The sequence below is a fragment of the Halomicrobium urmianum genome, from assembly GCF_020217425.1.
Taxonomy (GTDB): Archaea; Halobacteriota; Halobacteria; order Halobacteriales; family Haloarculaceae; genus Halomicrobium; species Halomicrobium urmianum.
Genome location: NZ_CP084090.1, coordinates 1718574 through 1741846, shown reverse-complemented (window position 1 = coordinate 1741846; position 23273 = coordinate 1718574). Strand labels below are relative to the sequence as shown.

Sequence of the window (23273 nt, the reverse complement as noted above, 5' to 3'; positions counted from 1 at the left end):
GGCCCGCTTCTCGGGCTCTCTCCGCGCTCCACGCCAGGTCGCGAGCGGCGGGGCTACTCGGATACGACGGCCGTCCGACCGCACTCGATCAGTTGCCGACCGGCCGCGAGGAGCCGACCGCGCCCGCCAACCACTCGCCGGCCAGCGGCGCCGCCACGAGCAGGGTCCCGCCGGCCGCCCCGAGCACCGCGGCGAGCGACCCGGCCTCGGACCACAGGCTCGCGACGGTCAGGAGCGGCAGGGCCGTGACCGAGCCGAACAGGACCGTCGCGGCCGCGCCGCGACGGGTCGGGACCGGCCGCCGGTCGCCGACGGCGAACCACGCCGCCGCCGCGCCGGCACAGACCCCGACGGTGGCGACGACGTCGTGGAGCGGGCCGACCAGCGCGAGTCCGAGGGCGGCGACGCCGGTCGCCGCCGCGAACGCGCGTCCCGTCGTCCCCAGGACGCCCACGACGAGGGCGACGACGGCCAGTCCGGCCGCGGTCCCGGCGATCACGTCCACGAGGTAGTGGACGCCGAGGACGAGGCGGGTGAGTGAGACGACGACCACGAGCGTCGCCGCCGCGGCGATTCGCGTCCGCCTGCGGCCCCAGTCGAGCGCCCACGCGAGCGCGCCGTAGACGACGGTGGTCCCGAGGGCGTGGCCGCTGGGAACGCCGTGGCCCTCGCCGGTGGCCATCCAGGCGTACACCGGGTCGAGGGCGGGCGGCACGAGGGCCGTCTCCGGGGGCACCCCCGCTCCGGGCGGCCGGGGCAGGCCCACGAGCGGCTTGAGGACAACCAGCGCTGCGAGGCCGCCGAACAGGCAGGCGACGACGACGGCCGCTCGCCGCCGGTCGAGCACGCCGGTAGTCGGGCCGTACCAGTAGGTCACGGCGGCGACGAGCGTGAGGAACCACGCGTCACCCAGCTGGGTGAGCAGCGCCGCCAGCAGGACGAACGGGTCGCCGAGACCGGCGAGCAGGTCGCCGACGCCGACCGCGCGGATCATCTGACCCGGTCCATCACCTTCCCGGGGAGACCGACGACTTCGATTCCGATGCCCACGATGAGCATCAGCGCGTACAGCCCGAGCGTCGACAGCCAGACCACGACCATCGCGAGGATGGCCCAGCCGCCGCCGAGGAAGTAGAAAGCGCCGAGGGTCATCGCGGTCCCGTACAGCAACACGAGGTACGGCCCCCAGCCGCGGGCGTGCCCCCGTCGCATCCGCTTGCGGACGTACTTCCGGAGGTCGGATTCGACCTCGTCACGGGGGAGCGTCCGCTCCTCGACGTCCTCGCGGAACGCCTCGAAGTCGGCACGCAGCTGTGCGACGTCGCTGGCGTCGATCTCCGAGACCCCACGGCGGTCGTCGGTCTCGGTTCCGTCCGACTGGATCGGCTCGGCCTGGGTGCCGGGCGGCGGCGTCTCGCCGTCGCCGTCGTCCACGGCTGTCATCGTGTGTCTATTGCGACCGGTAGCCTGTTGTAAGTGCCGGTCGTTTCCGGTGTGAACGGCGTTAGGCACCGCCCCAACCGGATGCCGGAACCGCCGGCGTGGCGTCAGCGGCCCGACAGGCGATCCGAGAGGAGAAAGTCTATGAGCGGCGGCGCCCACCGGCGACACGTGCGACGACGCGCCTTGGTCCGGACGACGGCCGCCCTGACTGTCCAGCTGCTCGTGGCGAGCGCCCTCCTCGTCGGAGCGAGCCTGGTCGGTACCGGGGCCGACCTCCCCGTGGTGGTCGCGTTCGCCGCCGCGAGCGTCGCCCTCTTCGCGGTCCGCGACCGACTGCCCGACGTGGGGGTCGTCGTCGGCCACGACATCGACCGGTACCTCGCGGACCTGTGGACGGGCGCCGCGGCCGCGGCCGTGACCGCACTGGTGCTGCTGGGCGCGACGCCCGGCGAACTCCAGGCGGCCGGCGGCCTGGTCGGCCTGGCGGCCATGGCGAATCACTTCCTGCGGCCGTTCTACGCACTGGCCGCCGATCTGGTCGCGTGGATCCGCGGGTCGAGTGCGGCGTAGCTATCGGGCACGAACGACGTACGCGGACGGCGTAAGACGAGCTTACTCGGCGGTCGCGTCGCGGATCGCCGCCACGTCCGCGTCCGTCTTGAACGTCGTCCCGCCGTAGTGCGTTCGGGAGGCCTCGAAGCCGGCGGCCCGCAGTTTCTCGAGGAAGTCGTCCATCGATGAGGCGCCCCGACCCCACCGCTTGCAGAGCCGGTGCTGGTCGTAGTGGGTCGGCGTCGGTAGCTCGGCGGCGAGCGTCCCCAGCAGGTTTGCTGCCTCGGCGGCGGTGCCCATGTCCTCGGAGAGGTGGGGCTCGACCGCCTCGGCGAAGTCGGGCTCACAGGTCCGGGTGAGCCAGAGCGGGCCGGCCGTCTGGAGGTGCCGCCCGCAGTTCGGACACGCCTCGGGCGCGTCGGCCAGCAGGCCGCGGTCGGAGTCCCGCCAGAGGCAGTGCTGACAGTGGTAGACGTGCCCCAGTTCGTCGATCGCGTCGTTGGCGACGCCGGCACCGCGGTCCAGTTCCAGGTAGGTGCGGACGTAGTGCTTGGTCGCGTGCGTGAGCAGCGGCCGGGCGGCCAGGTCGTAGCGGGCCGCCGTGCGGGCCATCGCACCCAGCAGGATCCGGACGCCCATCTCGGCGTGGTACTCCGTGTTCCGGGGGACGGCACTGTAGGATCGGACGCCGCTCTCGAAGTGGGCGCCGCAGAGCGGCGCGGTGTCGGTCGCGGTGACGCAGACGAGGTCCCGGGTCCCCCTGAAGGCGGCGTCGGCGAACGGGATTGGCGTCCCGAACGGGTCGACGTCGACCACGTCGAAGGCGTCCCGGTGCATCGTCACGTTGGCGTCCTCGTGGCGGACCTCGGCGGCCAGCCCGTTCCGCTCGAGGTTGCGCTCGCAGAGGTCGACCGCCTCCGGGTCGACGTCACAGAGCGTCGCCTGCCAGCCGTCCGCGGCGGCGCGGACGCCCCGGACGCCGGTGGCGGCCGTCGCGTCGAGGTAGGACTCGGCGCGCGGCTCGCGCTCGCGGTACGCTCGCAGCGCCGCGACGGTCAGATCGCGGTTCAGCTCCTGCACCGGGTTGAAGAAGACGTTCTCGCCCTTCCCGGCGTCGGCCTGCTCGGGCGCCTCGACGGTCACCTGGCCCTCCTCGACGCGCATACCTGCGGGGAGCGGGCGGGCGGCCGTAAGCGATTCGAAGCTCCGTCAGAAGTCGACGTCGGCGTCCTCCTCCAGCGAGCCGATGTCCTCCGTCGCTTCGCGGAGGCCGTCGTCGCGGATGGTCTCCGTCATCGTCGCGGCGAGGCCGGCGTCGGTGAGCGCGTCCTCGTACTCGCTCTGGAAGCGATAGCTGACCGAGCGGGCCTCGTCGCGAGCGCGAACGACCCGGCGGTAGCGGCCCGCCTCGTCGGTCGAGACGCCGAACTCGTCGGCGACTGCCTCGTCGTCCGCGCCCGCGTCCAGCAGGTCGCGCAGCTCGCCGAAGTCCACCGGCAGGTCGGCCTCGTCCTCGCGGAACAGGTGCAGGTCCATCCGCGCGGCGAAGACGTCGGCCGGGTCGGCACCGACCTCCTCGGCGATGGCCGCGTCGTCGTCGCCGTCGTAGAACCGTCGAACGACCGTCACGAGGGCCTCCTCGCCGAGGTCGACCTCGAACGGGAAGCGCTCGCGGAGCCCATCGATCGCGTCGGACAGGCGCTGTTCGACCCCCTCCTCGTCGCCCGCCAGCGTGCCTCGATCGTCCTCCTGGGACTCCGTGACGGTCTCCTCCCCGGAGACGTCCACGAAGATGTCACGGAGCTCCTCGGTCTTCTCGTCCATCAGACGTGGAATGCGGGCGCGAACGGGGAAGAATCTGTCGCCCTGCCGTCGGATCACACCCGGGCGATGCCCGCGGGCCGCGAGGCGAGCGGGAGGGTTTTTCCTGAACGACGACGAAAGGGGGGTCGATGGAGTTGGAATCGGTCCCGGGCGTGGGAGCCAAGACCGCCGCCGCACTCAGGGAGCTGGAGGAGCCCGAGCGGGCCCTGCGGGAGGGCGACGTGGCGACGCTGGCGAAGGCCCCGGGCGTCAGCGAGGGGCGAGCGGCGCGCATCGCCCGGGCGGCCATCCGGGCCGAGCACGACGACCCCGGCGGCTTCCCGGCCACGGACCGGGCCCGGGAGATATACCGGTCGGCGCTGGACCTGCTCGAGGAGCGGACCGTCACGGACTACGCCGCGAAGCGCCTGGAGACGCTGTACCCCAGCGGCGAGCCCGGCCGCATCCGCGAGGTGCGGGCGTTCGCCCGCGAGGCGATGGACCGCGAGCCCACCGAGGCGGTGCTCGACGCGCTGGGAGACGTCGAGCCCCTGACCGAGCCGGGCGACGTGCGCGTGCGCGACCGGTGTCTGGCCACCAGCGACGCCGAGCGCTACGCCGAGGCGAAGGAGGCCATCCCGGAGGTCAGCGTCGAGGTGGTCGACGACGCGCGTCAGGTGGGCGAGCTGGCCCGCAGCTACGCGACCGTGGTCGTCCTCGACGAGGCGTTCTCCGGGGTCGACGTCGAGGGCGACGTCCGCGTCGAGCCCGACGCCCTCGAGAACCCCGCCGACGTCGTCCCGGAGCGGCCGCTGGCCTTCTTCGCGCGCAACCGTGACCGCCTGCGGGCGGCGGCGCGAGTGCATCGTGCGGCCGACCTCGAACCGCCCTGCGACCTCGACACGCTCGAGGGCGCCTTAGAGCGGCTGGACGAGGAGGGCGGCGTCCGCGACGACGACGAACTGGACCGGCTGACGACGGCCGTCGACGACCTCGACGCGGCCGTCTCCACGGCGGAGTCGGTCGCCAACGACCACCTCCGGGAGGCCATCGAGGAGCGGGACGTCACCATCGAGGGGACGGACCTGCTGTCGCTGGTCGAACGGGGCGCGGGCGTCGACTCGCTGCTCTCGCGGGAGCTGTCCGACGAGTACGCCGCCGCCGTCGGGAAGGCCCGCGACCACCTCGTCGACGCGCTCGAACTCGAGGACACGGAGTCGATCGCCCGGCGGGCGTTCCCCGACGAACCGACCTACCCCGTCGAGCGCGAGGAAGACGTCGTCTCGCGGCTCCGCGAGGAACTGACGACGGCCCGCGACCGACGCGCGGCCCGGCTCAAACGCGACCTGGCCGACGACCTCGCCGGGCTGCGCGAGGACGCCGAGGCGCTGGTCGACGCGGCGCTGGAACTGGACGTGGAGCTGGCGATCTCGCGGTTCGCCCGCGACTTCGAGTGCGCGATGCCGGCGGTGAGCGGAGTGAGCGACGACGAGGCGGCGGCCGAGCCCGTCGAGGGCTTCGCCGTCGAGGGCGGCCGCTCGCCCCTGCTGGACGTCCCCTTCGACGAGGTCGAGCCCGTCGACTACCGCGTCGACGGGGTCGCGCTGCTCTCGGGCGTCAACAGCGGCGGCAAGACCTCCACGCTGGACCTGGTGGGGCTGGTGACCACGCTCGCGCACATGGGCCTGCCCGTCCCCGCCGAGGACGCACGCATCGAGCGCGTCCGCGAGCTGCACTACCACGCCAAGACACAGGGGACGCTGGACGCCGGCGCCTTCGAGTCGACGCTGCGGCAGTTCGGCGACCTGGTGACGGGTGTGGACGACGCCGGCGAGGGTGGCGGCGACGTCGCGGCGGCAGACGGCGGGGAGGCGAGCGACGCGGGCGTGATGGTGCTGGTAGACGAGCTGGAGAGCATCACCGAGCCCGGCGCCGCGGCGACCATCATCGCGGGCATCCTGGAGGCGCTGGCCGAGCGCGACGCCACCGCCGTCTTCGTCTCCCACCTCGCCGGCGACGTCATCGACGCCGCCGACGCCGACCTCACCGTGGACGGCATCCAGGCCGAGGGGCTGGAGGACGGCGAACTGCGCGTGAACCGCTCGCCCGTCAAGGGGACGCTCGCCCGCTCGACGCCGGAGCTGATCGTCGAGAAGCTCGCCGACGGCGACGCCGCGAGCGACGAGGACGCCGCGTTCTACGGGGACCTGCTGGAGAAGTTCTGAACCCAGGTCCGAGACTGTTCGCTGAGCTGTTACGACGTGAGCACATGGCGACGGCCGGTCTCGGCGGCAGTCTGCTCGTTCTCAGCGCCGCCGGCTGCCTCCTGATCGCGACCGACTCGTACGTCGCCGATCGCGACGGCGAGGCGGCCCTGATCGGGGTTCTGGAAGCGCTCTTCGGTACGGTGGTCTACGCGCACGTCACGTTCGATCTCGGCCGCGTACGGGGAACGCTAGCGCTCGCGGTCGGTCTGCTCTCGGCCGCCGGCGCGAACTGGCTGCTGGTGCGGCGGACGCGGCGGTCCGTCGCCTGAGGTCGTCTCCCGGTCACCGCCGAAGGAGAACCACGCCCACCGTCGCCGCGGCGGCGGCGAGGACGGCCAGCACCCCGAACAGCGCCGGCGGCCCGGCGACGGCGAGGGCGGTCCCGGCGACGGTCGCGCCCAGCGCGCCGACGCCGAAGACGCCGAGGTAGGTGAACCCGTAGGAGAGCCCGCGGGTGTCCGCGGGGGTGTACTCGGCGACGGTGGCCTGCTCGACGGGCTGGACGCCGAACAGGGCGACGCCGAGCACCGCGCCGAAGGCCAGCAGCGGGCCGACGCCGAGGTTCGCGACGGGGACAAACAGCAGCGCCAGGACCGCGAGGACGCCGAAGCCGCCGACGACGCCGTACTCGACGGGGACGCGGTCGGTGAGTTTGCCGCCGGCGTACTGCCCGACCACGCCGACCAGCAGCAGCGCCGAGTAGAAGTACCGCCCCGGCTCCAGGGTGCGGCCGTCGCCCGCCTCGACGCCGACGGCGGTCGACAGGGCGTCGGGCAGCACGGCGGCGACGGCGACGGGCTCGAACCCGGGCAGGTCGCCCAGCAGTTCCGGCAGGAAGGTCAGGATGCCGCGGTAGTACAGCCCGGAGCACGCGACGACGACGAACACGAGCGCGAACGCGCTGGCGAACAGCCGCCGCGACTCGCCGAGGAAGGCGGTGAGCGAGTCCACGCCGCCGTCAGAGCGCCGCTCTGACGAGGATCGGCTCGCGGAGACGTCGCTCGCCTCACCGCCCGGGCCGTGGTCGCCGGCGTCGCCCGCCTCCGGGTCGTCGCCCCCGTCGGTCACGGTCTCCGGTTCGACGGCCGCCGTCTCGTCGAACCTGGCGCGGACGGCGTAAGCGGCGCCGACGAGGGCGGGCGCGGCCAGCAGCAGCGCCACGGTGCGCCACTCGAGGACGAGCAGGAGGACGGCGGCCGCCAGCGGCCCGAGGCCGGTGCCGAGGTTGCCGGCGACGCCGTGGTACGCGAACCCGGTGCCGCGCTCCTGGACGCCCTTGGAGACGAGCGCCAGCCCGGCGGGGTGGTAGACCGAGGCCGCGACGCCCCAGACCACCAGCGCCACGGCGATGGCGACGACGTTCGGCGCGAGGCCGAGCAGGACGAACGCCACGGCCATGCCGGCCAGACAGCCGGCGATGAGCCGCCGCGACCCGTACCGGTCGACGAGCACGCCCGCCGGCAGGGCGCCGACGCCGAACAGGCCGTAGCCGAGCGTCACCACGGCTCCCAGCGTCGCCGTCGTCACCGCGACCTGCGCGACCCCGAGGTCGATCACCGAGAACTCGGCCAGCCAGATCGGCAGGAAGATCGGGACGGCCAGCTCGTAGGTGTGCACCAGCGCGTGGCCCACCATCACGAGCGCGACGATCGCTCGGTCGTTGCCGTTCACGAACGGTGCTAGGAGCGGTCCCCGATTAGACCGTCGGTCGAGGCAAGCCGGCGACGGACGCCGCACCAGCAGCCGTCAGCACCAGTCGGGGACCCCGTCGCCGTCGTCGTCGGACGAGGAACTCGACGGGAGCGACGGATCACTGGGTGCGGTCCACTCGAGGGCGAGGTTCGACTGCCCGTCCTCGCGGTAGACGACCCGATAGGCCTGGCCGGCCGCGCAGAGGTCGTTCAGCGCCCCGTCGCTCTGGTTGCCGTCGACGTGGACGTACTCGCCGGCGCGGACCTCGGGCCCGCCGGTCCAGACGTCCCGCCACGTGACCGAGTTGCCGTCCTCGTCGACGATGTAGATGTTCGTCGCGTCTGCCGTCTCCCCGCTCCGGTAGGTGATCGTGACGTAGGGCCTGTGGTCAGTGTTGTCCTCGCCGCTCGGAACGTAGTCGGTCTCGAAGGTCCCGCTGGGTGGCGGCTCCCGGAGCTCGGACTCGAATCCCAGCGCCACCGTCGCCACGACCGCAGCCAGAACGACGGCGATGGCTATCAGGAGGACGACGCCGACGATCGACGAGACCGCCCGCTCGCCCGCTCCCCGCGACCCGCTTTCCGCTATAGTCCGTCGTGGAAATATCGAGTCCCGTCGTTAAATATACCCGTCAGTTTCACGAGCGGAAATCGCTCGCCGCCGTCGTCGGGCGCGGGCACCGGTGCCGTCGACCGCCCGATCACCGCTGCCGAAGCAGAAGCCGAGCGGTGAGCCACCGGACCACGAGGGCGACCAGCCCCAGTGTGATCGCGCCGGAGGATCCCGGCCCGCCCGCGCAGTAGCGCGGGTTACCGCCGGCGAGAGCAGAGCGGGCGGGGAGGACGGCGACGGCACCGCCAGCGGCGAGCAGTCCGGCGACGCTCGCCGCGCTGGCGCGGACCGTCGAGCGGGGTCGCTCGCGCTCCACGGACCGGAGCGAGACGCCGCCGCGTCGCGATCGTTCCGCCGGTCGCGCCGAACGGAAACCTATCTGTGTCGCGCGGCCCTGGCCCCGCTATGCGACGGCGTGACCTGCTCCGACGCGGGGCACTGGCGGCGGGGGCGACGGTCGTCGGGAGCCTCGCGGGGTGTCTCGGTAGCGGTAGCGAGGCCGAACTCGACCGCGAGCAGAACGAGGTGCTCGCGGGCCCGCGGGACAGCCTCGCCTTCCGGCCGGAGACGCTGACCGTCCCGGCGGGGACGACCGTGACGTGGTCCTTCGAGAGCCGGAACCACAACGTCGCCTGCGACCCGGACGAGCTCGCCCGGACGGCGCTGCCCGAGGGCGCCGATCCCTTCACGTCCTACGAGGGCGACAGCACCTACGAGACGGAGGCGGTCGGCGCGACGTTCGAGCACACCTTCGAGGTGCCCGGGAGCTACGACTACGTCTGCGTCCCTCACGTCACGAGCGGCATGACGGGGACGATCGAGGTCGAAGACGGGGGCTGACGACGGAGGGCGGTGCTGATCGTCGATTCTGACCGGGCCGTCCGGAGCGGCACGTTTTATTTCGTTACACTCCAATTACATACGTGATGAGTTCAGACGCACTCGACGCGCTCAGGCAGCCGGAGTACATCGGGGAGAACCGCTGTCTCCCCTGCACGGTAGTGAACCTGGTCATCGCGGCCGGGGTCGCCGTCGCGGTAGGACGGCGGTCGAAAGCGAAGGGGGCGCTCGCGTTCGCCGCCGCTGCGGTCCTGATCTACCTGCGGGGCTACCTGGTCCCGGGGACGCCGACGCTGACGAAACGGTACCTCCCGCGGGAGGTCCTGGCCTGGTTCGGCAAGGACCCGGATCCGCCCACGTACACGGGGCTGGGCAGCGTGGGCGAGCGAAGCGAGCCCACGGGTGCCACCGGCGAACTCGACACGGGTGGACCGACGGGGAACGGCGCTGCACCGGGGCAGAACGGCACCGCGGCGGACCGGAACGGCGACGGAACCGCGACCGGCGACGACGCGGGCCACTCCGACGGGGAGTCCGCGGACGCCGAGGCGGACGCAGCGGCGGCCGACGGGAAACCGGACGCCGAGCGCTTCCTCGTGGAGGCGGGCCTGCTCGAGCCGTGTGACGACCGCGACGACCTCTGTCTGACCGACGACTTCGAGGACCGGTGGACCGACGAGATGGAGTCGGTCGCGGCCGAGTCCGTCGAGGCGCCCGACGCCGCCGCGGCCTTCGGCCTGGAGGACGGCGAGTACGAGATCAAGGAGTACGACGAGGCGCGCGTCCTCTGGCGGGACGACCGCCGGCTCGGCCAGTGGCCCTCCGAGGCCGCGCTCGTGGCCGACGTCGCCGCCGCGCGCGTCTTCGAGGACGAGGGGCTCCCCGGCTGGTCGGACCTGCCGGCCCGGCAGAAGGGCCAGCTGCTGAACGGCTTGCGCCTGTTCCTCGAGACCTGTCCGACCGGCGACGGCGCGGTCGAGTTCGGCACCGAGACCGTCGAGTCCTGCTGTCGGTCCTACGACGTGGTAGCCGCGACGTGTGCCGATACCGGCGAGCGACTCTTCGAGCAGCGCGTCGACGAGGTGGAGGTGTAGCGGGGACGCCCGGGCGGATCCCGGCGCCCGCGTCCGGTCGGAAACCGCTCGACTGCGGCCGGACAGCTATTCGCACCCCTCGTTTCCGGTCCAGATGCGTCCCAGTTACACTTCCGCCGCGGGGCTGGGGAATCGTTAAGTGCCGTCAGCACCGCGGTGAAAGTGATGAGCGACGATCCCGAGGAGGGCATGCTCTCCTGGGACGAGTCCGTCTTCAGGGACGAGCACGTCTTCGAGATCGACTACGTCCCGGAGACGTTCAAACACCGCGAGACCCAGATGGAGAACCTGAAGTACGCGCTCAGGCCGGCCGTCCGGGGCTCGCGCCCGCTGAACGTCATCGCCCGCGGCCCGCCCGGAACGGGGAAGACCACGGCCACCCAGATCCTCTTCGACGAGCTGACGGCCCAGACCGACGTCCAGGCCGTCCGGGTCAACTGCCAGGTGGACTCGACCCGCTACTCCGTGTTCTCGCGGCTGTTCGCGGAGATCTTCGAGTACGAGCCGCCCTCCTCCGGGATCTCCTTCAAGAAGCTGTTCTCGCAGATCACCGACCGCCTCGTGGATCGGGAGGAGGTGCTCGTGGTCGCCCTCGACGACGTCAACTACCTCTTCTACGAGTCGGAGGCCTCCGACACGCTATACTCGCTGCTGCGCGCCCACGAGGCCCACTCCGGCGCCAAGATCGGCGTCATCTGCATCTCCTCGGACCTCGACCTCGACGTCATCGACTCGCTGGACACCCGCGTCCAGAGCGTCTTCCGCCCCGAGGAGATCTACTTCAACAAGTACGACCAGGGCGAGATCGTGGACATCCTCCGCGAGCGGGTCGACCGCGGGTTCCACGACGGCGTCGTCGACGCGCCCGTGCTCGACCGCGTGGCCGAGTGCACCGAGGAGCAGGGCGGCGACCTCCGGGTGGGCATCGACCTCCTGCGACGGGCCGGCATGAACGCCGAGATGCGCGCCTCCCGCACCGTCGAACTGGCGGACGTCGAGGCGGCCTACGACAAGTCCAAGTACGTCCACCTCTCGCGGCGCCTCCAGGAGCTGTCCGACTCCGAGAGCGCCCTCGTCGGCGTCGTCGCCGAGCACGAGGGCGAGACCGCCGGCGACATCTACGAGGCCTTCAACGAGCGCACCGACCTCGGCTACACCCGCTACTCCGAGATCGTCAACAAGCTCGACCAGCTCGGCATCGTCGAGGCCACCTACACCGACGTCGACGGCCGCGGCCGGTCGCGGGAGCTGACCCTGCAGTACGACGCCGACGCCGTCCTCGACCGGCTTGAGGAGGAGTAGCGGAGAGAAGTGTGTGGACGGTTCGCACGCGACGGCAACCGTTTTCCTGCTGGTCGCTGCACTCGAACCCATGCCCGGCCACGCCTTCCGCAGCAGCGACCGCGTGACCCTGCGTACCGTCACCGAAGACGATCACTCCTTCCTCGCCGAACACTGGAACCGGCCGACGGTCCGCCGGTACGCGCACAGCCACGACCCGATCACGGAGGCCGAGCTGAGCGAGTCCGACGACGAGACCTTCGACTTCGGGACCCGGATCTGTCGGGACGACGAGCCCGTCGGCTTCGCCTGGGCGTTCGACGTCCTCAGAACGCCTTCGGCGTTCTGATGGGCTGCGGAAGACGACAAAGTCGTCTTCCGAACGTGAACGACGTCGCCGGCAACGGCGAGATCGGCTACTAGATCGCCGCCGAGGAGCGCGGCCAGGGCTACGCCACCGAGGCCGTCGACCTCCTCTGTGAGTGGGCCTTCCTCGATCGACAGCTGGAGAAGCTCCTCGCGCGAGTGTTCGACGGTAACGACGCTTCGATGCGCGTCCTCGAGAAGGTGGGCTTCCAGCGCGAGGGCCGCCTGCGCCGGCACTACAAAGTGGAAGGCGAGCGCGTCGACGCCGTCCTCTTTGGCTTGCTGGCGGACGAATGGCGAGAGGAACCACCGGAATGACTGCTGACGGCCAGACAGCCCTCGGCCCGCTCTCTGCAGTCGACGTGAGCATCGCAAACACCCAGAAAGCCCTCGGCCCGCTCGCGGTCGCTGGGCGACCCCTATCCGAGCGTAGCGAGGATATGTCGCCCAGCGACCGCGAGCGGGCCTCGCCCTTTCATCCGCCAGGGAATTGCTCGCGCCACGAGGGCGCGAGCGAATGAGACCACCACTCCTCCCCGGTCGCGCCTAGCGGCGCGACACGCTTCCTACCGTACCGCGGCCGGGAGCGGCCTCCGTGCCGCGACCGGGGAAGGGCAGGGCTGCGGTTGCGACCTGGCGTCCTGCCGAGCGGAGCGAGGTGGTTCGAGAGAGCTTCGCTCTCTCGTCATGCCGAAAATCTTCGATTTTCGAGCACAGGGCTCGAAAGACGAGCGAAGCGAGTCTTTCGGCGGATGAAAGGGCGAGAGCCGGTCGGGGAAGCACGAGCCCGTAAGCACTACAGCGAACGCAGTGAGCGAAGCGCGCAGCGTGGCTCGCGCGGCCCGAGGGCTTTCTGGGCGTTGCCACTGATTCAGAAGAACGAGCCGCTATGCATCCCTAGTCCGACTCCTGCAGCGTCTTCTCGGCCCACCGGACGGCGTACTCGGCGCCGTACTCCCGGTACGCGCTGGTATCCAGCGCGGCGAAGGGGGCGGGCGGTTCGAGGGCGTGCTTGACGGCCGAACAGGCCAGTTCCGCGGCGGCGGAGAACTCGGTCCGTCCGAGCGCGATTTCCTCGGAGAGGTCGCCGAGCCGAGGTTCGAGACGTTCGCCGGCGTCGTGCCAGGCGTCGAACAGGCGGGGCAGGTCGCCGTCCCAGTCGGCGAAGACCTCGCGGCTGTGCAGGCCGACGTAGGCGTCGAAGGCGGCGGCGGCCAGTTGATACGTCCCGGCCGGATCCAGGCGGCCGGCGACGGCGCGTGAGAAGTCGGGATAGCGGTCCTCGAAGAAGCCCAGGAAGTGTTCGGGAAGGTCCAGTCCGACTTGGACGAGCGCCTCGGCGAGCAGGAAGTCGACGAAGTCGTCGGGCGACCCCGCCAGTCGCGGCTTGACGAGGACGACGGCGGGGTCGGTCTGGCGGGTCCAGGCGACGCCGCCGTCGCCGGGCATGCCGATCGTGAAGTCCGACCCGGCGAAGCGGTGCAGCTCGTCGGGCGCGTCGGCCGGGACCCACTCGTCGGGGTACGAGAGCGGGTCGAGGCCCTCGGTCAGCAGGAGGAGGTCCTCGGCGACGGCGGGGTCCAGCGTCTCGAAGTCCCGCTGGCAGTCGAGTACCACGGCGTCGGGCGCGTGGCGGTCGCGGACGCTGTCGACCTCGCCGTCGAGGGCCCGCTCCTCGAACATCAGACCGCGGTGAGGATCAGGTTGGCGACGAGTGCGACCGCGAGCACCGCCGACACGCCGAGCGTCCCGAGCACGATCTTGGTGGCCTTGCTCATGGACGGGGATGAGCGGTGTCGCACATTAAAAGTTCTCAGTCGTCGGCGCCGACTCCGGACGCCCGGGCGACCGCTCGCCAGCCGCCGGTCCAGAAGCGGCCGGTGTTGACCGCGGCCTTGAGGTAGTAGTCGCCGACGATGGCCGCGAAGATCGCGGGCAGGCCCCACCCTAATCCGGGCGTCAGCGAGACGCCGACGAGGGGGACGGTCACGACGGCGCTCGCCGGAAGCGCGAGGAAGGCGACGGGGATGCGGTAGCAGTAGGCGCCGAGGAGAGAACCGTACAGCGGCCAGCGCGTGTCGCCGGCGCCCCGCAGGCTCCCGCGCATCGTCCGTGAGATCGAGAAGCCGGCCACCGCGAGCGCGAAGACGCGGATGAACTCGACTGCGAGGCCGGGGTACTCGGTGCCGAACAGCGCGGCGATCGGTCGGGCGAAGACCACGAGTACGGCGGCGATCAGCAGCTGCGTCACGAGCGCGATCCGCAGCGTCTGCCAGCCGTAGGCGCCCGCGTCGTCGGCCTCGCCGGCGCCGACGTGCTGGCCGACGAGCGTGCTCGCCGCCGTCGAGTACCCCCAGGCGGGCATCAGCGCCAGCAGCATGACCCGCCGACCGATGGCGAACGCGGCAACCACCGGCGTCCCGAGGATTCCCAGCACGAACAGGAAGGGGAACCGACCGAACGTCTGCAGCAGGCGCATCCCCGCCAGCGGCAGCGCGACTCGGACGATCTCGGTCAGCAGGTCGAAGTCGACCTGGCGGCCGCGCAGGGACAACGTGACGGCGTACCGGCCCGAGACGAGCAGGCCGAAGAAGACGGCCGCCGCCAGGGCGTTGGCGACGACCGTCCCGATGGCCGCGCCGGCGATGCCCAGTCGCGGAAACGGTCCGAGTCCGAAGATCAGCACCGCGTTGAGGGCGACGTTGGTCGGCAGCGTGATCAGGCGGACGTACATGGGGGTTCGGGTGTCCGCGCTGCCCGCCAGCGCCCGGGCGGCGATCATGCTCCAGAACCGCGGCGTCAGCGCGAGCATCACGATCGAGAGGTACGTCGCGCCGAAGTCGACGACCGCGTCGTCGTTCGTCAACAGCGCGACCATCGGCTCGGCGTAGACCCACGACAGCGCCGTCAGCGGCAGCGAGACGAGCAACGCGATCCACAGCGACTGCTTGACCGCGAGGTTCGCCCGCCCGGGCTCGCCCGCGCCCTGCAGCCGCGAGACGACACTGATCGTCCCCGAGGTGACCGCCAGCGACAGACCGAAGCCCAGAAAGTAGTACTGGAAGCCGAACTCGAGGCCGGCGATGGCGGCGTCGTCGCCCAGCGCCAGCCCGACCATCGCGAAGTCGGCGATGCGCAGCAGAATCCGCAGGGCGCCGGTCACCATCACGGGCGCCGCCAGGTCCAGCGCGTCCGTCGCCTTCGCCCGGTCGACCAGCCCCAGCCGCGCCAGCAGCGCGGGGAACCCCTCGATGATCCGGCGCGGCCACTCGCCCAGCATCTAGCGGTCCTGCGGCCCCCCGGTACCTGTCACTTTCGGCGACGGTAGACGAACGCGCGACCACCAGAGCGGCTGTTCGAACCGCTACCTGTTCGAAGTTCCAGTTGAAACGAAGGGGTGTTCGAACGGGGTACAGCCGGCGATCAGTCGTCCTGCGCGGGCGCGGGTTCGGCCTCGCCGGCGTCGTCCGCGTCGCCGCGCGGGAAGTTGTCGATAGTGGCCTCGCGGAAGGCCGCCTCGTCGAACTCGTAGTCCTCGAGGTATTCCACGACCTCGTGGGTGTCCCGCATGGCGTTCTTCAGGCAGGTCGAGGCGCCCGGCGAGGGCGTGATGTTGAAGATGACGCCGTCGCCGGTGAGCTTGGCCTCGCCCATGTCCAGGGACTTCTCGCTGGTGTCGACGATCTGGGGCCGGACGCCGCCGTAGCCCTTCGCGCGCTCGATGTCGTCGACGTCCGCCGTCGGGACGACCTTCTGGACGTTCGGCAGGAACGCGCGCTTGCCGACCTCCGGCAGGTCGTAGACCAGGTTCCGGACAACGTAGGGCAGCAGGATCCGGTCGGCGAGGATGTTGGCGTAGCTGAGGAACGAGTCCAGGTTGAACCCGAACACGTCCGTGAAGTCCGAGATCGTCTCGAACCGGCCCCGCTCCAGCGTCGGAACGACCTTCGCCGTCGGCCCGAACCGGGTGATCGACCCGTCGTGGACGTCGGCGTCGCCGTGGACCGCCGCGAAGGGCAGCTTCTTCATCTGGAGGGTGTAGACCTTGCCGTTCAGGAAGTCGTCGGCCAGGAAGAAGCTCCCCGCGACGGGCAGCAGCGACAGGTCCTCGCCGTAGCCCATCTCCTGGGCGATCTGGAGGCTGTGCGAGCCCGCGGCGACCACGGCGGCGTCGGACTCGAACAGGCCGGCGTCCGTGTCGAAGGTGAAGCCCTCGGGCGTCTCCCTGATCGTGTGGACCTCGGTGCCGGTGTAGACGTCGACGCTGTCCTCCTCCTCCTTCGCGGCCTCGACCAGCGAGTTCGAGACCATACCGTAGTCGACGACGTAGCCGTCCGTCGTCTGCAGGGCCATCATCTCGACGCCGGGCTCGCGGCCCTCGACGACCTTGGGCTCGATCTCGGCGATCTCCTCCCGACCGATCGGTTCGAGCTTCGGGAACAGGTCGCCGAAGCCCTCCTCGTAGTAGCGCTCCTCGAGTTCGGCGACCTCCTCCTCGCCGACCGCGAGCACCATCTTCGAGCGCTTGCTGTGCATCTCGCGGTCGGGGTCGACGTCCTCTAAGTACCCCGCCAGCATCTCGGCGCCTTCCTTGACCTCCTCGGCCTTCTCCAGGGTGTAGTTGGTCTCGATGTCCCCGAAGTGCAGCGTCTGGGAGTTGTTCGTGTGATGGGAGTTGATCGCCGCAATCTCCTCCTCTTTCTCCACCAGCGCGACGCTCTCGACGTCCGTGAACTTCGCGACCGTGTACAGGAGCGACGCGCCGCTGATGCCTCCGCCGACGATGACGAGGTCGTATTCGTTAACCATAGATAGTGTGGTTGTGAGTGTGTCGCAGTCGACTCAGGTATACCTGACTACCTGAGCTACTTAATCGGAACTATCCCAGTATCCGTCACGACAGCAATAGGTCTATCCGGGGAAGAGCGTTTCGAATACGGGGCGTCAGCGGCGGTCTCGCGTCCGCTCGCCCGCTTCTCAGGGCACCAGTTGCTCGCCGTCGTCGTCGTAGACGGTGATCGCCTCGACCGGACAGGCCCGCGCCGCGAACTTCGCGTCCAGTTCCGCGTCCTCAGGTACCTCCCGGACGAAGACGTCCTCCACTTGCTCCTCGCTGTCGGCCAGGACCGCCTTGCCCGCGTCCTCGTCCTTCTCGAAGGCGTCCCACTCCGCGACGCACTGGAACATCCCGATGCACGTGTCCCGATCGTACTCGATCTTCATATCCGGGGCTTGGTCGGGTGCCCTCCTTATGGTTCCGGGACTAGGGGCGATAGACACTGGATCAACTGTCGCTGGAACCGCAACTGCGACCGCCATGAACAGCCAGAAAGCCCCGACCGATTCGACTCGGGGGACTCGCTGCGGTCCTCGCCTCCCTCCGGTCGGCTGCGGTCCTTGCGTCAGCCGCCTTCGTCGAACCGGTCGCCCCTTTCAGTCCCGCCCAACCTGGAAAGCCGAACGGGCGGGACTGAAAGGGGCCGCCCGCTCGACGAGCGAGACGAAGCAAGCACCGCAGCGAAGCGAGGAGCACAGCGAGTCACAGCCGTCGAGCGGGCGGGGGCTTTCTGGCCGTTCTGGCCCTGTACGGCGATTCTGCGAGGGCCACTACCACCTCCGACGCCTGGCGACAGTTTAAACGGCGGGAGGAGCAAAGGGGCGCGTAATGGACGTCGCGGACTTGCAGGGCGTGCCCGACTGGTTGCCGGACCACTTGCGCGACCAGGGCATCGAGGAACTGTACCCCCCGCAGGGCGAGGCCGTCGAGGCCGGCGTCACGCGGGGCGAGAACCTGGTTGCGAGCATCCCCACGGCCAGCGGAAAGACCCTCATCGCCGAACTGGCCATGTTGTCTGCAATCGAGAACGGCGGGAAGGCCCTCTACATCGTCCCGCTGCGCGCGCTGGCCAGCGAGAAGCAGGCGGAGTTCGAGCAGTTCGAGCAGTACGGGCTCGACGTCGGCGTCTCGACGGGCAACTACGAGTCAGACGGGGGCTGGCTCGCGTCGAAGGACGTCGTCGTCGCCACCAGCGAGAAAGTCGACTCGCTGGTCCGCAACGACGCGCCGTGGCTGGAGGACCTCGCCTGCGTCGTCGCCGACGAGGTCCACCTCGTCGACGACGGCGAGCGCGGGCCGACGCTCGAGGTCACGCTGGCCAAGCTCCGGCGGATCAACCCGGACCTCCAGACGGTGGCCCTCTCCGCGACCATCGGCAACGCCGACGAGCTTGCGGGGTGGCTCGACGCCGAACTGGTCGACTCGGACTGGCGGCCGATCGAGCTCCAGAAGGGCGTCCACTACGGACAGGCGCTGCACCTGGAGGACGGGAATCAGTCCGAGTTGCCCGTCCGCAACGACGAGAAGCCGACCGCCGCGGTCGTCCGCGACACGCTACAGGCCGGCGGGTCGACGCTCGTGTTCGTCAACTCCCGGCGGAACGCCGAGGCCGCGGCCCGACGGCTGGCCCAGACGACGCGCAAGCATTTGACCGACGAGGAGGAATCCCAGCTCGCCGAGATCGCCGACGAGATACGGGACGTCAGCGACACGGAGACGAGCGACGACCTCGCGGAGGCGGTCGAGTGCGGTGCCGCGTTTCACCACGCTGGTCTCGACCCCAACCACCGCGAACTCGTCGAGGACGCCTTCCGCGACCGCCTCATCAAGGTCGTCAGCGCGACGCCCACGCTCGCGGCGGGGGTCAACACGCCCGCCCGCCGCGTCGTGGTCCGCGACTGGCGGCGCTACGACGGCAGCGCCGGCGGCATGACGCCGCTGTCCGTGCTGGAGGTCCACCAGATGATGGGGCGCGCCGGTCGGCCCGGGCTCGACCCCTACGGCGAGGCCGTGCTGATCGCCTCCAGCCACGACGAACTGGACGAGCTGTTCGAGCGGTACGTCTGGGCCGACCCCGAGCCGGTCCGATCGAAGCTCGCCGCCGAGCCCGCGCTGCGGACGCACCTGCTCGCCACCGTCGCCAGCGGGTTCGCACGCTCGCGGGAGGGGCTGCTGGAGTTCCTCGAGCGGACGCTGTACGCCTTCCAGACGACCGAGAGCGGCCGGCTGGAGCGGGTCGTCGACGAGGTGCTGGGGTACCTGCAACGGAACGACTTCCTCGAGCGCGACGGCGACGAACTGTCGGCCACCTCGCTGGGCCACACCGTCTCGCGCCTGTACCTCGACCCGATGAGCGCCGCGGAGATCGTGGACGGGCTCAGGCACTGGGAAAAGCACGCGGCCACGGACCAGGAGGACGGGAGCGGCCAGCCGGCCGCCGAGCCCGAGGGGTTCACCACCGCCAGCGACCTCGCGGACGGTGAAGGCGACGAGGGCGACACCGACGAACCGGTCCCCGAGCCCACGGCGCTGGGCCTCTACCACCTCGTCTGCCGCACGCCGGACATGTACGAGCTGTACCTCCGATCGGGCGACCGCGAGCGCTACGAGGAGGAGGCCTACGAGCGCGAGGCGGAGTTCCTCGGACCGATGCCCTCCGAGTACGAGGACAGCCGCTGGGAGGACTGGCTCTCGGCGCTGAAGACCGCCCGCCTGCTGGAGGACTGGGCCGGCGAGGTCGACGAGGACGCCATCACCGAGCGCTACGGCGTCGGGCCGGGCGACATCCGCGGCAAGGTCGAGACCGCCGAGTGGCTGCTCGGCGCGGCGGAGTCGCTGGCCAGCGAACTCGGCCTCGAAACCGCACCGGCGGTCCGCAGGGCCCGCACCCGCGTCGAGCACGGCGTCCGGGAGGAACTGGTCGACCTCGCGGGCGTCCGCGGCGTCGGCCGCAAGCGCGCCCGCCGGCTGTTCGACGCCGGCATCGAGACCCGCGCGGACCTCCGGGACGCCGACAAGTCCGTCGTCCTCGCCGCCCTCAGGGGGCGGGAGAAGACCGCCGAGAACGTCCTGGAGAACGCCGGCCACCGCGACCCCTCGATGGAGGGCGTGGAACCGGCCGAGGACGTCGGCGGCGACGGGAGCGGCGGGACCGGCGACCGAGACGACGGCACCGACGGCGCGGTCGAAGCGGCCGCCGAGAACGACGACCAGTCCAGCCTGGGTGACTTCTGATGGAGGTCGTCGAGGGGATCGCCGACGTCGGGGACGCCGTCGAACACAGTTCGACGAGCCCTCGTTCGCAGGCTCACGAGGACGTCGACGCCTTCGTCGAACGGCTCGGCGAGATCGGCGACGAGCACGGCGTCGCGGTGCAGGCGTTCGACGCCCGCTACGTCGTCGACCGCGCGCACCTCGAGCGAGCCGTCGAACTCGCCGACCGCGCCTTCGAGCGCGAGGACGCCATCGCCCGCGACCGCGCCGTCGAGATCCTGCTGTACGCCGCTGGTCGCCGCCAGATCAACCGCGCCCTCGAGATGGGCGTCGGCGAGGGCGAGACGCCGGTGGTCGCCGTCGTGCACGACTACGACGGCGAGGGAGACGAGACCGCCGCGGCCGAGGCCGTGGCCGGCCTCCTCACCTCCGCCGACACGCTCGGCGACTACGACCGCGCGACGGTGCTGGACTTCTTCGACGTCTCCGAGCGGGAACTCGAGGCCACGGACGGCGACCTCGCCGACCTGGTCCGGGAGCGCGTGGCGCTGCTGACGGTGGAGAAGTAGCTACACGCTCTCGCCCTCGTCCAGCACGGTCCCGTGCTCGTCGATCTCGCCGGCGACGATCCGGGTCGAGGAGATTCGCTCGCCGTCCTCGGCGACCACGTACGGCGCGATGATCCCGCGGATCGGATCGAGTCCCCGGTCGCGGCGGTGCTCGTTGATGTCGGCCAGCTCGTGGGCCGTCTCCGGCGAGGTGACCAGCGCGTCAAGGTCCGGGTCCGAGGACGCGATGCCGTGCTCGTCGTGGAGGGACCGGAACTCGACCTCGCGATCCCACTCGTCGATGACCTCGATCTCCTCGCGGACCCGCCGCATCCGCTCGTCGATGGACGGCACTGGCCGCGTGCGCGGGCCCCTGGCGAGCGCGTCGCTCGTGACCGCGACGATGACGCCCTCGTCGCCCCACTCCAGCGCGGTCCTGAACAGTTCCCGGTGGCCGTCGTGGACGGGGCCGAACGTGCCGGCGACTGCGACGTGCATGTGTCCGATTCGCGCGCCCGCGGCAAAAGGCCCCGGTCGGAATCTCGCTACTCCCCGAACTCGTCGACGCGCTCGTGGACGTATGCGGCCCACTCGTCGAGCGTCTCGTGCATGAGGTCCTTGGCCTCCTCGACCGGCGTGGCGGAGTACTGGTAGACGTGACCGCCGCCGTCGAGCAGACGGCGACGGCGGGAGGCCAGCCCCTTGTCCCGCAGCGTCGTCAGCGATCGATTCACGTTCGAGCGGTCCCGATCCAGTTCCGACGCCAGCTCCTCGACGGTGCTCTCGGGGTAGTCCAGTAGCGCCTCGTAGGTGCGCACCTCGTGGGCCTGGATACCGAACACGCAGGCCATCACCTCGTCGAGCCCGGGTTCGTCGTCGAGCATGAGTTCCCGAAACCGCTCCGGGGACGGATCGGCGTCCATACCCTCGACAAGGTTAGCGGCGCCGATAAAGGGCAACGATTCGGCGGCCAGGGCGGTCGCGAGCGGTCTACTCGGCGGCGTAGCCCTGCTTCCTGAGACACTCCAGCATCTCGGCACGCTCCTGGTGGCGGTGCAGTCGCGTCGGCGTGTCGCAGTAGAACGTGCCGTCGTCGTACCGAAGCGTCACCTCGTGCTCGGAGTCGAGGAACTCCGTGCGCACGACGACGCGGCGGCCGGACTCCAGCGCGGCGATGATCTCCTCCGCGTCGCGCTCCCCGGCCTCGATGACGAGCGGGTCCATGACGGGCCATACCGACGCCCTCTGCTTCAGTGTTGGCAGTCGCCCTCCGTCGAGTGGTAACCGAGTGGAGCGAAGCTGCCGACCGATCCACTTTACTGTATCGTGTTAGTGAGCGGAACGAACCCGGCCGAGGTAGTACCATCACTCCCGCCGCCCGAGCTTCCACTCGTATGTCATCCGAAACCACGACGGCCGTCCCCGTGCGCGACGGCACTACGGAGATACAGAGCGGTGCGATCGGCGGCATCGTCGCCAGCGCCGTCATGGCGATCCCGATGCTCGCGCAGATGGGGCCGGTCATCGAACAGGCGATCCCCGCGATGTACGGCGTCAGCGGTCCCGCGCCGGCCGTCGGCTTCGGGATGCACCTCGTCCACGGCGCGGTGTTCGGCGTCGTCTTCGCCGCCGTCCTCTCGACGGACGCGCTGGGCAAGTGGGCCGACGGCTACGCCGGCAGCGCCGGCCTCGGACTGGCTTACGGCGTCCTCGTGTGGGTCGTCGCCGCCGCCGTCGTGATGCCCCTGTGGCTGAGCGCCGTCGGGTTCCCCGCGGCGCCGGCGCTCCCGAACTTCGACACGACGAGCCTGCTGGGCCACCTCGTGTTCGGCCTGGCGCTGGGGCTGGTGTACCCCGCGCTGCGGTAACGAAGGGGAGGCAACGCTGCTTCAGCTTTCTTCGTCAGGCTCGTGATACAGGCGATGTATTCGATACGACGATACATCCAATACAGTCTAGTACGAATCGGGAGACATGCCGATCAGCGCTGATCGATTCGAGGAGTTAGGGGACGACAGGGACGGGCCGACACCGGGGACCAACGCGGACAGAATCATCGAGTTCCTCCGTCAACATCCGGACAAGGCGTTCACGCAGAGCGAGATCGCCGACGAGACCGGAGTGAAATCGGGCTCTGTCGGACCGACGCTCGTCCGGTTGCGGGAGCGGGGGCGAGTAGATCACCGTGGGAAGTACTGGCGGGTCAGCGATCACGACCGGAGCGTCAACGACGCCGTCGGGCACGCGGCCGACGACGAGATGCCGTCGATGGCAGACTGGCAGGAACACGCGGTCGATCCGAGAGAGCATCGCGACGAGCAGTGATCGGTTCGAAGCCGGCGACGTGTTCTGGGCGCCGGACCCGTACAACGCCGGCAACCATCCTCGCCCGTGGCTCGTATTGGCCGCCGATGCCCTCCCCTACGCCGGCGAGGAGTATCTCTGCGCGGGCCTGACGCTCAGCGACCACCCGAACAACGTAGAACTACGAGACGAGGACTGGGTCGTCGGGAACGACCCGACCGAGACGTCTTACTGTTCGCCCTGGGTGCTGGCGACAGTCAAACACGATGTGGTCGCCGGAGCGCAAGGGCGTGTGACTGACGCGTTTTCCCGGCGAGTCGTCCGCCGAAGCGTCGAATACCTCTCGGGAGACGTAGACGTCGAGTTGTGATCCGTGCTACTCCCGCTCGTCTAGCCACGCCAGCAGCCCCTCCGTGATCCA

General features: G+C 70.5%; 28 protein-coding genes. 13 read left to right on the top strand and 15 right to left on the bottom strand.

From position 1 onward, the window contains the following. Positions 1 to 88: 88 nt before the first annotated feature. Entirely contained in the window at positions 89 to 994 is a 906-nt protein-coding gene (locus tag LCY71_RS08460) for a phosphatase PAP2 family protein (RefSeq protein WP_225332722.1), read from the bottom strand. After that, entirely contained in the window at positions 991 to 1443 is a 453-nt protein-coding gene (locus LCY71_RS08455) for a ribonuclease BN (RefSeq protein ID WP_373325123.1), read from the bottom strand. Before LCY71_RS08455 ends, LCY71_RS08460 begins: the two co-directional genes overlap by 4 nt. A 168-nt stretch (positions 1444 to 1611) precedes the next feature. On the opposite strand from LCY71_RS08455, the gene LCY71_RS08450 reads away from it, so the two are divergent. Beyond that, positions 1612 to 2013: a hypothetical protein gene (locus tag LCY71_RS08450; RefSeq protein WP_225332721.1), complete on the top strand. Its 402-nt coding sequence runs from the start codon at positions 1612 to 1614 to the stop codon at positions 2011 to 2013. Positions 2014 to 2055: 42 nt separating this feature from the next. On the opposite strand, the gene LCY71_RS08445 is transcribed toward LCY71_RS08450, so the two are convergent. Together LCY71_RS08445 and LCY71_RS08440 are read right to left on the bottom strand one after the other, a co-directional pair. Beyond that, a complete protein-coding gene (locus tag LCY71_RS08445; protein ID WP_225332720.1) occupies positions 2056 to 3159 on the bottom strand; it encodes a tRNA (guanine(26)-N(2))-dimethyltransferase in 1104 nt (367 codons plus the stop codon). 45 nt (positions 3160 to 3204) lie between these two features. Beyond that, positions 3205 to 3819 carry a conditioned medium-induced protein 4 gene (locus LCY71_RS08440; protein WP_225332719.1) on the bottom strand — a complete coding sequence of 205 codons (615 nt, stop codon included), beginning with the start codon at positions 3817 to 3819 and terminating at the stop codon, positions 3205 to 3207. Between the two features lie 128 nt (positions 3820 to 3947). On the opposite strand from LCY71_RS08440, the gene LCY71_RS08435 reads away from it, so the two are divergent. After that, entirely contained in the window at positions 3948 to 6023 is a 2076-nt protein-coding gene (locus tag LCY71_RS08435) for a helix-hairpin-helix domain-containing protein (protein ID WP_225332718.1), read from the top strand. Positions 6024 to 6067: 44 nt separating this feature from the next. Continuing rightward, a complete protein-coding gene (locus tag LCY71_RS08430) occupies positions 6068 to 6334 on the top strand; it encodes a hypothetical protein (RefSeq protein ID WP_225332717.1) in 267 nt (88 codons plus the stop codon). A 13-nt stretch (positions 6335 to 6347) separates the two neighbouring features. On the opposite strand, the gene LCY71_RS08425 is transcribed toward LCY71_RS08430, so the two are convergent. The 3 genes from LCY71_RS08425 to LCY71_RS08415 all read right to left on the bottom strand — a co-directional run bounded on the left by LCY71_RS08425 (position 6348) and on the right by LCY71_RS08415 (position 8685). Next, positions 6348 to 7700, bottom strand: a complete 1353-nt coding sequence (locus LCY71_RS08425; protein WP_373325162.1) for an MFS transporter — start codon at positions 7698 to 7700, stop codon at positions 6348 to 6350. A 111-nt stretch (positions 7701 to 7811) separates the two neighbouring features. Then, a complete protein-coding gene (locus LCY71_RS08420; protein ID WP_263654250.1) occupies positions 7812 to 8345 on the bottom strand; it encodes a type IV pilin domain-containing protein in 534 nt (177 codons plus the stop codon). A gap of 112 nt (positions 8346 to 8457) precedes the next feature. After that, positions 8458 to 8685 carry a hypothetical protein gene (locus LCY71_RS08415; protein ID WP_225332715.1) on the bottom strand — a complete coding sequence of 76 codons (228 nt, stop codon included), beginning with the start codon at positions 8683 to 8685 and terminating at the stop codon, positions 8458 to 8460. Between the two features lie 89 nt (positions 8686 to 8774). Here LCY71_RS08415 and LCY71_RS08410 point away from each other — a divergent pair, with 89 nt between their 5' ends. The 5 genes from LCY71_RS08410 (at position 8775) to LCY71_RS08390 (ending at position 12268) form a co-directional block, all read left to right on the top strand. Beyond that, complete coding sequence (locus LCY71_RS08410; RefSeq protein ID WP_225332714.1) at positions 8775 to 9209, top strand: plastocyanin/azurin family copper-binding protein; 435 nt, start codon at positions 8775 to 8777, stop codon at positions 9207 to 9209. 86 nt (positions 9210 to 9295) lie between these two features. Then, on the top strand, positions 9296 to 10303 hold the full coding sequence (locus tag LCY71_RS08405; RefSeq protein ID WP_225332713.1) for a DUF8054 domain-containing protein: 1008 nt from the start codon (positions 9296 to 9298) through the stop codon (positions 10301 to 10303). Between the two features lie 165 nt (positions 10304 to 10468). After that, positions 10469 to 11605 carry an ORC1-type DNA replication protein gene (locus LCY71_RS08400; RefSeq protein ID WP_225332712.1) on the top strand — a complete coding sequence of 379 codons (1137 nt, stop codon included), beginning with the start codon at positions 10469 to 10471 and terminating at the stop codon, positions 11603 to 11605. Positions 11606 to 11618: 13 nt separating this feature from the next. Beyond that, on the top strand, positions 11619 to 11933 hold the full coding sequence (locus LCY71_RS08395; RefSeq protein ID WP_225332711.1) for a GNAT family N-acetyltransferase: 315 nt from the start codon (positions 11619 to 11621) through the stop codon (positions 11931 to 11933). A 74-nt stretch (positions 11934 to 12007) separates the two neighbouring features. After that, the gene (locus LCY71_RS08390) at positions 12008 to 12268 is read left to right on the top strand and encodes a GNAT family N-acetyltransferase (RefSeq protein ID WP_225335893.1); all 261 of its coding nucleotides are present in this window, start codon (positions 12008 to 12010) and stop codon (positions 12266 to 12268) included. A 579-nt stretch (positions 12269 to 12847) separates the two neighbouring features. On the opposite strand, the gene LCY71_RS08385 is transcribed toward LCY71_RS08390, so the two are convergent. The 5 genes from LCY71_RS08385 to LCY71_RS08370 form a co-directional block, all read right to left on the bottom strand. After that, positions 12848 to 13633, bottom strand: a complete 786-nt coding sequence (locus LCY71_RS08385) for a DUF7089 family protein (protein ID WP_225332710.1) — start codon at positions 13631 to 13633, stop codon at positions 12848 to 12850. After that, entirely contained in the window at positions 13633 to 13728 is a 96-nt protein-coding gene (locus LCY71_RS21820) for a hypothetical protein (RefSeq protein WP_444542720.1), read from the bottom strand. The genes LCY71_RS08385 and LCY71_RS21820 overlap by 1 nt, the downstream gene beginning before the upstream one ends. 35 nt (positions 13729 to 13763) lie before the next feature. Then, entirely contained in the window at positions 13764 to 15230 is a 1467-nt protein-coding gene (locus LCY71_RS08380) for an MATE family efflux transporter (RefSeq protein ID WP_225332709.1), read from the bottom strand. Between the two features lie 143 nt (positions 15231 to 15373). Then, positions 15374 to 16759 (bottom strand): FAD-dependent oxidoreductase, encoded by a 1386-nt coding sequence (locus tag LCY71_RS08375; RefSeq protein ID WP_225332708.1) that lies wholly within the window; start codon positions 16757 to 16759, stop codon positions 15374 to 15376. A 168-nt stretch (positions 16760 to 16927) separates the two neighbouring features. Beyond that, positions 16928 to 17173, bottom strand: a complete 246-nt coding sequence (locus LCY71_RS08370; RefSeq protein ID WP_225332707.1) for a ferredoxin — start codon at positions 17171 to 17173, stop codon at positions 16928 to 16930. A gap of 442 nt (positions 17174 to 17615) precedes the next feature. On the opposite strand from LCY71_RS08370, the gene LCY71_RS08365 reads away from it, so the two are divergent. Together LCY71_RS08365 and cgi121 are read left to right on the top strand one after the other, a co-directional pair. Next, the gene (locus LCY71_RS08365; RefSeq protein ID WP_225332706.1) at positions 17616 to 20021 is read left to right on the top strand and encodes an ATP-dependent DNA helicase; all 2406 of its coding nucleotides are present in this window, start codon (positions 17616 to 17618) and stop codon (positions 20019 to 20021) included. Further along, positions 20021 to 20569, top strand: a complete 549-nt coding sequence (gene cgi121, locus LCY71_RS08360) for a KEOPS complex subunit Cgi121 (RefSeq protein WP_225332705.1) — start codon at positions 20021 to 20023, stop codon at positions 20567 to 20569. The genes LCY71_RS08365 and cgi121 overlap by 1 nt, the downstream gene beginning before the upstream one ends. On the opposite strand, the gene LCY71_RS08355 is transcribed toward cgi121, so the two are convergent. From LCY71_RS08355 to LCY71_RS08345, 3 genes are all read right to left on the bottom strand, one after another. Continuing rightward, positions 20570 to 21046: a phosphopantetheine adenylyltransferase gene (locus tag LCY71_RS08355; protein ID WP_225332704.1), complete on the bottom strand. Its 477-nt coding sequence runs from the start codon at positions 21044 to 21046 to the stop codon at positions 20570 to 20572. It abuts the gene before it with no gap. A gap of 47 nt (positions 21047 to 21093) precedes the next feature. Next, on the bottom strand, positions 21094 to 21471 hold the full coding sequence (locus LCY71_RS08350) for a helix-turn-helix domain-containing protein (protein WP_225332703.1): 378 nt from the start codon (positions 21469 to 21471) through the stop codon (positions 21094 to 21096). 67 nt (positions 21472 to 21538) lie between these two features. Beyond that, complete coding sequence (locus tag LCY71_RS08345) at positions 21539 to 21772, bottom strand: DUF8001 family protein (protein WP_225332702.1); 234 nt, start codon at positions 21770 to 21772, stop codon at positions 21539 to 21541. 170 nt (positions 21773 to 21942) lie between these two features. Here LCY71_RS08345 and LCY71_RS08340 point away from each other — a divergent pair, with 170 nt between their 5' ends. The 3 genes from LCY71_RS08340 (at position 21943) to LCY71_RS08330 (ending at position 23222) form a co-directional block, all read left to right on the top strand. Beyond that, on the top strand, positions 21943 to 22416 hold the full coding sequence (locus LCY71_RS08340) for a histidine kinase (protein WP_225332701.1): 474 nt from the start codon (positions 21943 to 21945) through the stop codon (positions 22414 to 22416). Positions 22417 to 22522: 106 nt separating this feature from the next. After that, positions 22523 to 22873 (top strand): helix-turn-helix transcriptional regulator, encoded by a 351-nt coding sequence (locus LCY71_RS08335; RefSeq protein ID WP_225332700.1) that lies wholly within the window; start codon positions 22523 to 22525, stop codon positions 22871 to 22873. Between the two features lie 76 nt (positions 22874 to 22949). Continuing rightward, the gene (locus LCY71_RS08330) at positions 22950 to 23222 is read left to right on the top strand and encodes a hypothetical protein (RefSeq protein ID WP_225332699.1); all 273 of its coding nucleotides are present in this window, start codon (positions 22950 to 22952) and stop codon (positions 23220 to 23222) included. Positions 23223 to 23273: the final 51 nt, after the last annotated feature.

Excerpts from the sequence above, each read along its gene's own strand:
- LCY71_RS08460 (WP_225332722.1), bottom strand. The coding sequence starts at position 994 with ATGATCCGCGCGGTCGGCGTCGGCGACCTGCTCGCCGGTCTCGGCGAC.
- LCY71_RS08455 (WP_373325123.1), bottom strand. The coding sequence starts at position 1,443 with ATGACAGCCGTGGACGACGGCGACGGCGAGACGCCGCCGCCCGGCACC.
- LCY71_RS08445 (WP_225332720.1), bottom strand. The coding sequence starts at position 3,159 with ATGCGCGTCGAGGAGGGCCAGGTGACCGTCGAGGCGCCCGAGCAGGCC.
- LCY71_RS08440 (WP_225332719.1), bottom strand. The coding sequence starts at position 3,819 with ATGGACGAGAAGACCGAGGAGCTCCGTGACATCTTCGTGGACGTCTCC.
- LCY71_RS08435 (WP_225332718.1), top strand. The coding sequence starts at position 3,948 with ATGGAGTTGGAATCGGTCCCGGGCGTGGGAGCCAAGACCGCCGCCGCA.
- LCY71_RS08430 (WP_225332717.1), top strand. The coding sequence starts at position 6,068 with ATGGCGACGGCCGGTCTCGGCGGCAGTCTGCTCGTTCTCAGCGCCGCC.
- LCY71_RS08425 (WP_373325162.1), bottom strand. The coding sequence starts at position 7,700 with ATGGTGGGCCACGCGCTGGTGCACACCTACGAGCTGGCCGTCCCGATC.
- LCY71_RS08410 (WP_225332714.1), top strand. The coding sequence starts at position 8,775 with ATGCGACGGCGTGACCTGCTCCGACGCGGGGCACTGGCGGCGGGGGCG.
- LCY71_RS08405 (WP_225332713.1), top strand. The coding sequence starts at position 9,296 with ATGAGTTCAGACGCACTCGACGCGCTCAGGCAGCCGGAGTACATCGGG.
- LCY71_RS08400 (WP_225332712.1), top strand. The coding sequence starts at position 10,469 with ATGAGCGACGATCCCGAGGAGGGCATGCTCTCCTGGGACGAGTCCGTC.
- LCY71_RS08385 (WP_225332710.1), bottom strand. The coding sequence starts at position 13,633 with ATGTTCGAGGAGCGGGCCCTCGACGGCGAGGTCGACAGCGTCCGCGAC.
- LCY71_RS21820 (WP_444542720.1), bottom strand. The coding sequence starts at position 13,728 with ATGAGCAAGGCCACCAAGATCGTGCTCGGGACGCTCGGCGTGTCGGCG.
- LCY71_RS08380 (WP_225332709.1), bottom strand. The coding sequence starts at position 15,230 with ATGCTGGGCGAGTGGCCGCGCCGGATCATCGAGGGGTTCCCCGCGCTG.
- LCY71_RS08375 (WP_225332708.1), bottom strand. The coding sequence starts at position 16,759 with ATGGTTAACGAATACGACCTCGTCATCGTCGGCGGAGGCATCAGCGGC.
- LCY71_RS08370 (WP_225332707.1), bottom strand. The coding sequence starts at position 17,173 with ATGAAGATCGAGTACGATCGGGACACGTGCATCGGGATGTTCCAGTGC.
- LCY71_RS08365 (WP_225332706.1), top strand. The coding sequence starts at position 17,616 with ATGGACGTCGCGGACTTGCAGGGCGTGCCCGACTGGTTGCCGGACCAC.
- cgi121 (WP_225332705.1), top strand. The coding sequence starts at position 20,021 with ATGGAGGTCGTCGAGGGGATCGCCGACGTCGGGGACGCCGTCGAACAC.
- LCY71_RS08355 (WP_225332704.1), bottom strand. The coding sequence starts at position 21,046 with ATGCACGTCGCAGTCGCCGGCACGTTCGGCCCCGTCCACGACGGCCAC.
- LCY71_RS08350 (WP_225332703.1), bottom strand. The coding sequence starts at position 21,471 with ATGGACGCCGATCCGTCCCCGGAGCGGTTTCGGGAACTCATGCTCGAC.
- LCY71_RS08345 (WP_225332702.1), bottom strand. The coding sequence starts at position 21,772 with ATGGACCCGCTCGTCATCGAGGCCGGGGAGCGCGACGCGGAGGAGATC.
- LCY71_RS08340 (WP_225332701.1), top strand. The coding sequence starts at position 21,943 with ATGTCATCCGAAACCACGACGGCCGTCCCCGTGCGCGACGGCACTACG.
- LCY71_RS08335 (WP_225332700.1), top strand. The coding sequence starts at position 22,523 with ATGCCGATCAGCGCTGATCGATTCGAGGAGTTAGGGGACGACAGGGAC.